This window comes from Kitasatospora sp. NPDC004799 (assembly GCF_040609095.1).
Classification (GTDB): domain Bacteria; phylum Actinomycetota; class Actinomycetes; order Streptomycetales; family Streptomycetaceae; genus Kitasatospora.
Window position 1 is genome coordinate 23736 of record NZ_JBEXJK010000044.1, and the last position, 9703, is coordinate 33438.

At 71.0% G+C, this 9703-nt stretch carries 10 protein-coding genes; 5 read left to right on the plus strand and 5 right to left on the minus strand.

Going from position 1 to position 9703, the window contains the following annotated elements:
• Positions 1 to 39: 39 nt before the first annotated feature.
• Entirely contained in the window at positions 40 to 1263 is a 1224-nt protein-coding gene (locus ABZW03_RS08980; RefSeq protein ID WP_355254106.1) for a helix-turn-helix transcriptional regulator, read from the minus strand.
• Positions 1264 to 1438: 175 nt separating this feature from the next.
• Here ABZW03_RS08980 and tgmA point away from each other — a divergent pair, with 175 nt between their 5' ends.
• From tgmA to tgmC, 3 genes are read left to right on the plus strand one after another with little or no spacing between them, the layout of a single operon-like run.
• A complete protein-coding gene (gene tgmA, locus ABZW03_RS08985) occupies positions 1439 to 1702 on the plus strand; it encodes a putative ATP-grasp-modified RiPP (protein ID WP_355254108.1) in 264 nt (87 codons plus the stop codon).
• 11 nt (positions 1703 to 1713) lie between these two features.
• A complete protein-coding gene (gene tgmB / locus ABZW03_RS08990) occupies positions 1714 to 2667 on the plus strand; it encodes an ATP-grasp ribosomal peptide maturase (protein ID WP_355254110.1) in 954 nt (317 codons plus the stop codon).
• On the plus strand, positions 2664 to 3779 hold the full coding sequence (gene tgmC, locus ABZW03_RS08995) for an ATP-grasp peptide maturase system methyltransferase (protein WP_355254112.1): 1116 nt from the start codon (positions 2664 to 2666) through the stop codon (positions 3777 to 3779). The genes tgmB and tgmC overlap by 4 nt, the downstream gene beginning before the upstream one ends.
• Positions 3780 to 3847: 68 nt before the next feature.
• On the opposite strand, the gene ABZW03_RS09000 is transcribed toward tgmC, so the two are convergent.
• Both ABZW03_RS09000 and ABZW03_RS09005 read right to left on the minus strand, forming a co-directional pair.
• Positions 3848 to 4231, minus strand: coding sequence for a VOC family protein (locus tag ABZW03_RS09000; protein WP_355254114.1), 384 nt, complete (start codon positions 4229 to 4231; stop codon positions 3848 to 3850).
• A gap of 82 nt (positions 4232 to 4313) precedes the next feature.
• The gene (locus ABZW03_RS09005) at positions 4314 to 5543 is read right to left on the minus strand and encodes an FAD-dependent monooxygenase (protein WP_355254116.1); all 1230 of its coding nucleotides are present in this window, start codon (positions 5541 to 5543) and stop codon (positions 4314 to 4316) included.
• 168 nt (positions 5544 to 5711) lie between these two features.
• Here ABZW03_RS09005 and ABZW03_RS09010 point away from each other — a divergent pair, with 168 nt between their 5' ends.
• Positions 5712 to 6104, plus strand: coding sequence for a RidA family protein (locus ABZW03_RS09010; protein WP_355254118.1), 393 nt, complete (start codon positions 5712 to 5714; stop codon positions 6102 to 6104).
• Between the two features lie 21 nt (positions 6105 to 6125).
• Here the strand turns inward: ABZW03_RS09010 and ABZW03_RS09015 are convergent, their stop codons facing one another.
• Together ABZW03_RS09015 and ABZW03_RS09020 are read right to left on the minus strand one after the other, a co-directional pair.
• Positions 6126 to 7631: a S1 family peptidase gene (locus ABZW03_RS09015; protein ID WP_355254120.1), complete on the minus strand. Its 1506-nt coding sequence runs from the start codon at positions 7629 to 7631 to the stop codon at positions 6126 to 6128.
• 45 nt (positions 7632 to 7676) lie between these two features.
• Entirely contained in the window at positions 7677 to 8195 is a 519-nt protein-coding gene (locus ABZW03_RS09020; RefSeq protein ID WP_355254122.1) for a hypothetical protein, read from the minus strand.
• Positions 8196 to 8611: 416 nt separating this feature from the next.
• Here ABZW03_RS09020 and ABZW03_RS09025 point away from each other — a divergent pair, with 416 nt between their 5' ends.
• Entirely contained in the window at positions 8612 to 9670 is a 1059-nt protein-coding gene (locus tag ABZW03_RS09025) for an ALF repeat-containing protein (RefSeq protein ID WP_355254124.1), read from the plus strand.
• Positions 9671 to 9703 lie beyond the last annotated feature (33 nt).

A 9703-nucleotide genomic window follows, 5' to 3' on the forward strand; every position in this document is an offset into this window, starting at 1 on the left:
GTCGGGCCGGTACGGCGTCAGGCCGGCCGGACGCGGCGATCAATCAGCAGGCCCTATCTGAAGCCGCATTTCTTCATACGCCTCCCGAAGGTCGCGCGCATCGGAAATCTTGCCGACCTCAACGGCATTTACCACTTCCAGGGCCCGCCAATGATTCGACGGCGCAACTCGACCTGAGAGCATTGCGCGCTGCGCTGCATGGCATGCTTCATCAAGGCGATTGGTCGTCACCAGGGAGAGTGCGAGATCAATATTTGCCGAAGCCGCCCGACGAGACCACCTGGTCAGGTCGTCCGGCGGCGAAAGCCGCGAGATGACCTCTCTCGCATAGGCTTCCGCCGCCGGGTCTCCGATCCATGCCAGAGTGGTTGCGGCGTACGCCACAGCTTTTGCAGGGTCATACTGGAAATGGTGTTCGGGCTGATCCGGCATGCCGATTGCAGCGGAAAGGGCCTGCACCCGATCTATTGCGAAATATGTTTCACTCGAATATCCAAGTCGCGCGAACGCCCGTCCCTGCTGGGCGATGGCCTGAATTTCGACCGAGCTTCCTGATGGGGCCAGCTGCTGGGCTGTAGCGCTGAGTTCCGCCGCCCGTGAATAATGGCCGTCGGTAAGCACTCGCCAGGCGTCGGTTTCGAAGCACCAAGCTTGCATTTCCGAATGCCCGGCATGCTGCGCCAGGGTCATTGCTGTCCGAAGCCTTGCCGTTGCGGCATCCTGCTGGTTCAAATCAATGTGCAGGGTGGCGCCGAGCAGTGAAAACCATCCGCCTATGACCAGCAGTTGCCGATGCTCCTCAAGAGTCTTCCTTGCATCCATCAAGCCGGTCACGTACGACGAGTATTTCCGCACCTGGCCCAATAGTTCTCGTGGAGCCATGGTCGGATACTTCACGGCCAGGTCGTGGAAGGTCAGTTCAAGTCGTTCAATCGTTTCCTTTCCAACATCACTGGCTGAAACTCTACGCGCAAGCTCCAAAGCTTCGATTTCGTCGTCCCGGGCCGATGGTGCAGTGGCAGGGACCTGTATGGCCTGCGAACGCTCCTGATCCCCGCTGCCGTACAGAATGGCGTCGAGCTCGGCCAGCGTGACCCTCAAAATCTTGGCAAGAGTGGGGCGCTGCCAATCCTGCGGATCAACTTTTCCGCTTTCCCATCTCGCCACGGTGGAGCGGTCAACGCCCACGCTCTGGGCCAAGGATTCCTGGGTGAAACCAAGGGCCTTTCGCCTTTCAACAAAGGCTCTGCGCCGAGCTGTCATGCCGCCTCCCTGTCTCCGGGTAACCGTTCTAGCAGGTCAGGGCACACGATGCGGAGAGTGTGAGACATGGATGCCACAAGAGTGCGTCATCCCCGCTCTGTTCACGCGCGGCCTTTGGCTCTGAACTGGTGCCTCACTTCACAGATCCGATCAACACCGAGACATAGGAGGAGAGTTGGTCACCGCTTCCGAACTCGTTCCCGTTGCCCCGTGGGGCATGGGGCGCATGGTGCCGCTGCGCAACGGTGAGCCGTCGCAGTGGCAGTACGCGGGGCTGGACCCCGCGACGCAGACCGGTCTGTGGTTCGGCGAGGACGGCACCATGACCCCCGCCGAGCTGGGCAAGCACGGCACGTCGGTGGGCACCTACCCGCCCACCCAGGTGGGCAAGGACGGCAAGGTCGACGGTGACTCCGGCCACGACGCGACGAAGGACTAGGAGGTAACGCCATGGACGGACGCCCGGTGCTGGTCTCCACGGAAGCGGAGGACCCGACCGCCGATCTGGTCGTAGCGGAGTTGAACCGGCGCCGGGTGCCCGTCCTCCGGTTCGATCCCGGACGGGACTTCCCGGCCCGCGCCACGCTGGCCGCTTCGATCACGGCTGACGGATGGTCGGGGAGGCTCACGGCGGGCAAGCGCACTGCCGACCTCTCCGGCGTCCGCGCGCTCTACCATCGGCGGCCGAACCCGTACACGCCGGAGAGCGACCACCAGGCCGACCGGTTCGCCGCGCAGGAGAACCGCCGGGGGCTCAACGGCGTACTCGGCGCACTTCGGGGCTGTCTCTACCTGAGCCACCCGCAGGCCATCGCCCGTGCCGAGTACAAGCCCGCGCAACTCTCCGTTGCCTCCGGGCTCGGGTTGCCGATCCCGGCGACGCTGATCACCAACAACCCGGCCGAAGCGGAGCAGTTCGCCGCTGCGCAGCCCACGATCTACAAGCCCCTGCATGCCGGGGCCTACCACGTGGACGGCGAGCCCGCCGGCATCTGGGCGGCACCGGTCGAGCCGGGGGAGATCACCGACGCCGTGAGCGTCTGTGCTCATCTCTTTCAGGCGCGGGTGTCGAAGTCCGGCGACGTGCGCGCCGTGGTGGTCGGGGACCGGGTGTTCTGTGCGCTGATCACCGCCCCTCCCGGGGTGCTCGACTGGCGCAGCGAGTACCGGAACCTGACGTACGAACCCGTGGACTGCCCCGGGCCGGTCCGGGCCGCCCTGCTGCGGTTCCTCGGTGAGTTCGGCCTGCGCTTCGGGGCGTTCGACTTCGCCGTGACCCCCGAGGGTGAATGGTGGTTCCTGGAGTGCAACCCGAACGGTCAATGGGCGTGGCTGGAACACGTGGCGGGCCTGCCGATCACATCCGCAATCGCCGATCTTCTGGAGAACGGAGTCACCGAGTGAACGAGTCCGAAGGGCTTCGGGCGGTACTGGCGGCACAGCTCAAGGAAGCGGGGGTGATCCTGAGCGCCGAGTGGGAAGCGGCGGTGCTGGCCGTCCCGCGTGAGGCGTTCCTGCGGGACGGCTGGTTCGAGTACGACGGCGACGGGTGGTACCGGCCCGTGTCGCTGGACAAGTTGCCCGAGCTGATCGGCCGCGTGTACGAGGACGACACGTTGGTGACCCAACTCGCCGGCTGCGTGGTGCCCCGACAGGTCGAGGGCCGGTTGGCGCAGGTGCCCACGTCGTCCTCGACGCTGCCCGGCCTGGTGGTCCGGATGCTCGAAGACCTGCGGGTGCAGCCCGGCATGTCCGTGCTGGAGGTGGGGACCGGCACCGGGTACTCGACTGCCTTGCTGACGCACGTCCTTGGCGACGACCAGGTGACGTCGATCGAGGTGGACGCGGACGTGTCGGCTCGGGCGTCCGTGGCGCTGGGCGGACTCGGCTACCGGCCCGAGCTGGTGACCGGTGACGGGCTCGCCGGGTACGCCAAGGGGGCGCCGTACGACCGGATCATCGCCACGTGCGGGGTCCGGACCGTTCCGGCCGAGTGGATCGCGCAGACCCGGCCGGGCGGCGAGATCCTGGTGGCGGTCGGCGGCTGGATGAACGCTTCCGAGCTGGTGCGGCTCACGGTCGCCGAGGACGGTACGGCAACCGGTCCGGTGCTCGGCGGCGGGGTGTCGTTCATGCTCGCCCGTCCGCACATGCCCCCGCCGCTCGGCATGCTGCCCGCGCTCGATCAGGGCGAGGCCCGGTCGGCGGATGTCGGCGCTGACGTGCTCGACCAGTGGGCGGCCCGGTTCGTGGCGCAGTTCGCGGCGCCCACCGCGCAGTACTTCGCCATGCCTCGGAACGGACGTACCGAACACGTGTTGGTGGACGTGGACGGCGGGTCATGGGCCGTGGTGTTCGAGGACGGGGGCCGCTGGCTTGTCCGGCAGGGCGGGCCCGTCCGGCTCTGGGACGCGGTGGCCGAGCTGCTCACCCGCTGGCGCGTCGCAGGTGAGCCCACGGGCGAGCGGCTGCGGATGGTCGTCAGTGCCGGGGGCCGGCGGATCGAATGGGACTGAACCCAGGGTTTCGGGTTCCGGCCTGGTAGGCCCCCTGCACGACGGTGCCCCATGGGGCGGCGCGGGCGTCAGGCCGGCCGGACGCGGGCGCGCAGCAGGCAGAACTCGTTGCCCTCGGGGTCGGCCAGGACGTGCCAGCTCTCGGTGCCGCTCTGGCCGACGTCGGCGGGCCTGGCGCCGAGCGCGAGCAGCCGCTCCAGCTCGGCGTCCTGGTCGCGGTCGGTGGCGCTGACGTCGATGTGCAGCCGGAGCTTGGCGGGCCGGGGGTCGGCGGTGGGGCTGAGGACGAGGGTGGGCTGCGGGCCGCCGAAGCCGGTGCCGGGCGGGCCGATCTCGATGCTGCCGTCGCCCTCCCGGCCGAGTTCGACATAGCCGAGGACCCCGCTCCAGAACGCGGCGAGCCGTTCGGGGTCGGCGGCGTCGAGGACCAGTTCGCTGATGCGGCATGCCATGGCCGGTGAGCCTACGCACCGGTGCGGCGCCCTGCCCGCCGACGCTCCGGCCCTGCCCGCAACGGCGGGCGGCGGGCAGCGTTCACGCGGCGCGGGCGGGCAGCGGGTAGTCGGGCAGGGCGATGTCCCCGGCCTTGGCGAACTGGGCGGCCATGACGGGCCGCAGCGGCCAGCGGCCCATCCAGCGCATGGAGGCGGCGCGCAGGCGGATCATCAGCCCGCTGTCGGGGGCGTAGCCGCTCAGCCCGCCGGGCGGCAGTTCCTGGGCGCGGGCCACGTAGGGGCGCATCCGCTCCTCGTAGCGGGCGAAGGCGGTGCGGAAGTCGCCCGCGGCGGCGGCGAGTTCGCCGGCCAGCAGGTAGGCGCCGACCAGGGCGAGGCTGGTGCCGAGCCCGGTGAGGGGGCTGGGGCTGTAGCCGGCGTCGCCGAGCAGGACGACGCGGCCGCGGCTGTAGCGCTCCAGGCGGATCTGGCCGAAGGAGTCGAAGGCGAAGTCGTCGGCGGCGTGCATCCCGGCGAGCAGCCGGTCGACCTCCCAGCCGGCGCCGGCGAAGCGCTCGGCGAGCAGGCGCCGCTGGGCGGCGGTGTCGCGGCGGTCGTACGCCGGCGGTGCGCCGCGCAGGCCCAGGGAGGCCTTGACCTCGCCGGGCAGCCGGCCGGGGCGGGCGCCGGCGACCAGGCCGCCGGGGGCGTTGTACATCAGGAACCAGCCGTCCAGGGCCCGGGCGAGGTCGGGGTCGTGGACGGTGAACCAGGCGTGGTGGCCGCCGAGCGGGCGGTAGTGGGCGCCGTGGTCCGGGAAGGCGAGGCGGCGCACGGCGGAGTGCAGCCCGTCCGCGCCGACGACCAGGGCGAAGCGGCGGGCGGGGGCGTTCTCGAAGGTGACGGTGACGCCGTCGGCGTCCTCGTCGAGCGCGGTGACGGTGTCGTCCCAGAGGTACTCGACGCCGTCGGTGGCCTCGTGCAGCAGGTCGGCGAGGTCGCCGCGGAGGATCTCGATCTCGGAGACGATGCCCTCGCCGCCGAACAGGTCGACGGGTATCCGGGCGGTGGTGCGTCCGCGCCGGTCGACCAGGGCCATGCCGTGCTGCTCGACGCTCAGCGCGCGGGCCCGCTCCATCAGGCCCATCCGCTCGACCACGGTGCGTCCGGCGCCGCGCAGGTCGACGGCCTGCCCGCCGGGGCGCGGGCCCGGGGCGCGTTCGACGACGGTCGGGGTGAAGCCGTGGCGGCGCAGCCAGTGGGCCAGGGCGGGGCCGGCGATGCCGGCGCCGGAGACGAGGATGTCGGTGGGGGTGTCGCGGTTCTCCATGCCGCTGAATGTACGCCGTACGCATCGGTGCCAACAAGCCTTGTACTGGGGTTATTTGAGGATGGTGCACTAGTGCGGTGGGGGGTTTCGGGGCGGCCCGGGCGGCACGCCGGGGCGTTCGCGCAGGCAGACGGCCCGCCAGGTGCACTAGTGCGGCACCATGGTGCGATGGAGAGCACTCGACAGACAGTCAGTTCCGGCTCGCCCCTCGAACCGCGGATCGGCTTCTCCCGGGCCGTGCGCAAGGGCAACCACGTCGCGGTCGCGGGCACCGCCCCGATCGGCGAGGACGGCACGACGGTCGGCCAGGGCGACGTCCACGCCCAGACCGTCCGCTGCCTGGACATCGCCGAGACCGCCCTGCGGGAGGCCGGCGCCACCCTCGCGGACGTCGTACGCACCCGCGTCATGCTCACCGACATGAGCCAGTGGCGCGAGGCCGCGCGCGCCCACGGCGAACGCTTCGCGCAGATCCGCCCGGCCACCACCTTCGTGGAGGTCTCGCGCTTCATCGACGAGCGCTGGCTGGTGGAGGTCGAACTGGACGCGGTCATCGGCTAGGCCCTGTCCGGCCGAGCGGGGTCAGCGGCCGGGGACGACGATGCCCTGGGTCGTCCGGCCGCTTCCGCTCCAGTCGCCGGTGACGGGGAACCCGCCGTCGCCGTAGGAGACGGAGGTGGTGGAGCCGTCGGGGGCGGCGCCGCGGAAGTGGAACACGCTGCCGGTGGCCCGGTAGACGCCGACCTGGGTGGTGCCGCTGCCGTTCCAGTCGCCGGTGACGGGCGTGTCCCCGCGGTCGCCGAACCTGAAGGTGGTGTCGGCCTCGCCCCCGTGCGGGGAGTTCACGAGGTGGAAGGTGGCGGTGTCGGGGTCGAACAGGCCCGGGGTGTCGAAGCCCTTGTGCGTCCAGTCCCCGGCGATCGGCCTCCAGTTGCCTCCGTCGCCCAGCATGAAGGACGTCACGGTGCCGTCGTGGTGGCGCAGGTGGAACTCGGCGGTGCTCGGGCGGTAGATCCCCACCTCGGTGGTGCGTCCGCCGTCCCAGCGGCCGACGACGGGGACGTCGCCCGGGCTGCCGAAACCGAAGTCGGTGGTGCCGGGGCCGCCGTCGAGCGAGTTCGTCAGGTGGAAGCGGGCGGTGGTGGGGTCGTAGGCGCCGGGGGTGTCCCCGCCCCCGCCGATGCCGTCCCAGTTGCCTGTCAGCGGGATCACCGGGCTCTTCCCGAAGTCGAACACCGGCCGGGTGCTGACGTTCGACTGCGCGGAGTCGGAGAGGAACCAGCGCAGGACGCCGGTGGCCTGGGGCGGCAACGGGCGGGAGCGCACGAGCTGGATCCAGTCGCCGAGGTCGTCGGTGCGGGTGGCGGTGGCGCCGTCGCGGGTGGTCTCGGCGCTGCCGAGGCAGCCCGTCTGCCAGGAGGCGCTGGTGACGGCGGCGAGTTCGTCGTGGTCGCCGACCCTGCGCAGGGCGGGGCCGCCGGTGTCGCCCTTGCACACGGAGGCCCCGACCGGTGCGGTGCCCGTGATGCCGATTCCGGTGGCGGCGACCGTGTTCACCCCGAAGGCGGCGCTGTGGAGTTTGTCGGGTACCCATTCGGTTCGGGTGCGGCCGTAGCCCGTGACGTGGAGTTCTTCGCCGGTGGCGGGTGCGGTGGTGGCCACAGCCACCGGGGTGGTGTCGGTGACGGGGGTGGTGAGGCGGGCGAGGACGAGGTCGCGGTCGGTGCGGGGGACGAGTTCGGCGATGTCCCGGGTCTGGCCGGTGGTGGTGGTGAGGTCGGTGCGGCCGATGGTGGCGGTGGTCTTGAGGGTGGGTGGGCCGGCGGGGAGGGTGGTGGGCCGGGTGGGGTCGTCGGCGAAGCAGGCGGCGGCGGTGATGATCCAGTACGGGTCGATCAGGGCGCCGGTGCAGGAGCGTTTGCCGTCGCCGATGTCCAGCTTGGCGGTGAAGGCGTAGGCGCCGGCCGGCGCGGCGTCACCGCCGAGGGCGGGGGCGGGTGCTGCGGCCATCAGGGTGGTGGCGAGGGTGGCGGCGGTGACCGCCCCGGCCATCCATGGGGAGCGCGGGCGCGGGCGTGAGTGAGGCATGAGGAGGCTTTCCTTCGTCGGCGGTCGGGCAGGAGCGGCCGTGCGTCACGCCGTGGCGGTGATCTCCAGCAGGCTGAACACGCGCCCCTGCGGGTCCGCGCTCTCACCGACCGGTGTCCAGATGTTCTTCGTCACGTTGAAGGACTTGGTCTCGGTGTCCGTCCGCATGTCGAAGCGCACGGCGTAGTCGTTGCCCACGGCGCCGTAGACGGAGGGGAGTTCGAGGCTCAGCCGGCCGGTCGCGCCGCTGATCTGGAAGCAGAACCGGCCGTGGCCGACCGGGTCGGTGGTCTTCATGCCCCGGGCGTGCACCTCGAGCAGGCCAGGCCGGCTGTCGCAGGTGGCGAGCAGGATGTGGCCGTCCCCGCTCTTCAGCCGGATGCCGCGCTCCTGGAAGATCCTGTCGGCCTGGGGGTACGCGAAGTCCTCGACGGCCGGCGGCGGGGTGTCGTCCGCGGTGACGGCCCCGGTCGGCACGGGGGCGGCGCCGACCGTGGTCAGACCGGTCAGGGCGACGGTGCCGACGACGGCACCTGTGGTCAGGACGCGGAGCAAGGTCTTCATGCTGGTGTGGCCTCCTGGTACGGAATTCCACGGGCAAGGGAATGATGAGATCGAGGTAAACGGTGCACCGGACCGGGCCTGCGCCGGGCACTTCGCCATCGGATCGGAGGCCTATTGGTATCACGGCCGCCGAGTTCCGTAAAAGGGTCGCGTTCGAGCCAATGTCGTGGCCTGGGCGGCCTGCGGTAATTCCTTTCGGAACCCGTCCGTCCGGCCGCCGAGCCCCTCTTAAAGGCCATCTGAGCATTGGTTTCCCCAGCCTGGTGATCCAGATGTACGCGATCCGCGGCATGGCGCGTGTATTCGACGTCGAACCCGTGGGTTCACGACCTGTGCGACAGTTCGACGGGTTGTTGCAGATGCCTTCGAAAAGCCTTGGAATTTCACTAGAAAAGCGCTCAAGGAATCGAGGAGAAATGGTCGACAGATTATCCGGGGCCACGTCCCGGCCGCATCGTCGCCGGCGCGCCCGGCTGACCGCGGTGACGGCGCTGTCGCTGGCCCTGGCGGTGTTCGGCACGACGGTGGCGGGGGCGGTCCCCGCCGACCCGGGGCCGGCGCCGCTGCCCGCGGGCGCGCGCACCCAGGTGGTCGAGGCGTGGATGTCCGGCGGGTCGGCGGTCAAGGACGCCGCGGCGGCCGCGCTGGTCGGCAGCGACGCCGAGATCAGCGGCTTCCTGGCCACGGGCCTGCAGCGGGCGACCACCGAGGACGAGCGCTCCGCCGTCCTGAAGATGCTCGCCTTCGCCGATCCCGGTGTGCGGGCCGCGGCGCAACAGGCGTTGAACGGCACGGACGCGCAGCTGCACGAGTTCGTGCTGACCGGCTTCCAGGACCCGCTGCAGGAGGACCGGCGGGTGGCCGTCCTGACCGCCATCAGCACGGGCGGCCGCGCGGTCCAGGACGCGGCGCAGCAGGCGCTGCGCGACGGTTCCGCCAAGGCGCTGGGGGACTTCCTCGGCGCGGGCCTGGCCGAGGCCCGCGAGGAGGACAACCGGGTCCAGGTCCTCAAGGTCATGGCGACCGGCGGCCCCGAGGTGCAGAAGCTCGCGCAGCGGGCCCTGAGCGGGACGGCCGAGGACATCGCGGACTTCCTGGAGAACGGGCTGGAGCTGGCCCGCGCCCGTGACCAGGAGACCCTGACGATCAGCCAGCTCGTCGAGGCCGCCACGGAGGCCGGCAAGCGCGCCAAGGCCGAGACCGATGCGGCCAAGGTAGCGGGTGAGCGCGCCCAGGAGGCCTCCCGGCTGGCCAAGGAGGCCGCGCAGAAGGCCGCCGCGGAAGCCGAGGCGGCCAAGAACGACCTCGTGAAGGCGGGGCAGGCCGCGAACCGCGCGGCCGAGGCGGCGCAGGGCGCGGCCAACGCCGCGCGGACCGCGATCCAGGCCTCCAACACGGCGGTGGCCGCGGCCCGGACGGCGGCGAACGCGGCCCGCGGCCGGCGCCCCCGTCGGAGCCCGCGTCGGGCTCGGTGAGGACCATGGTGGAGCCCCACAGGCGGTCGGTCA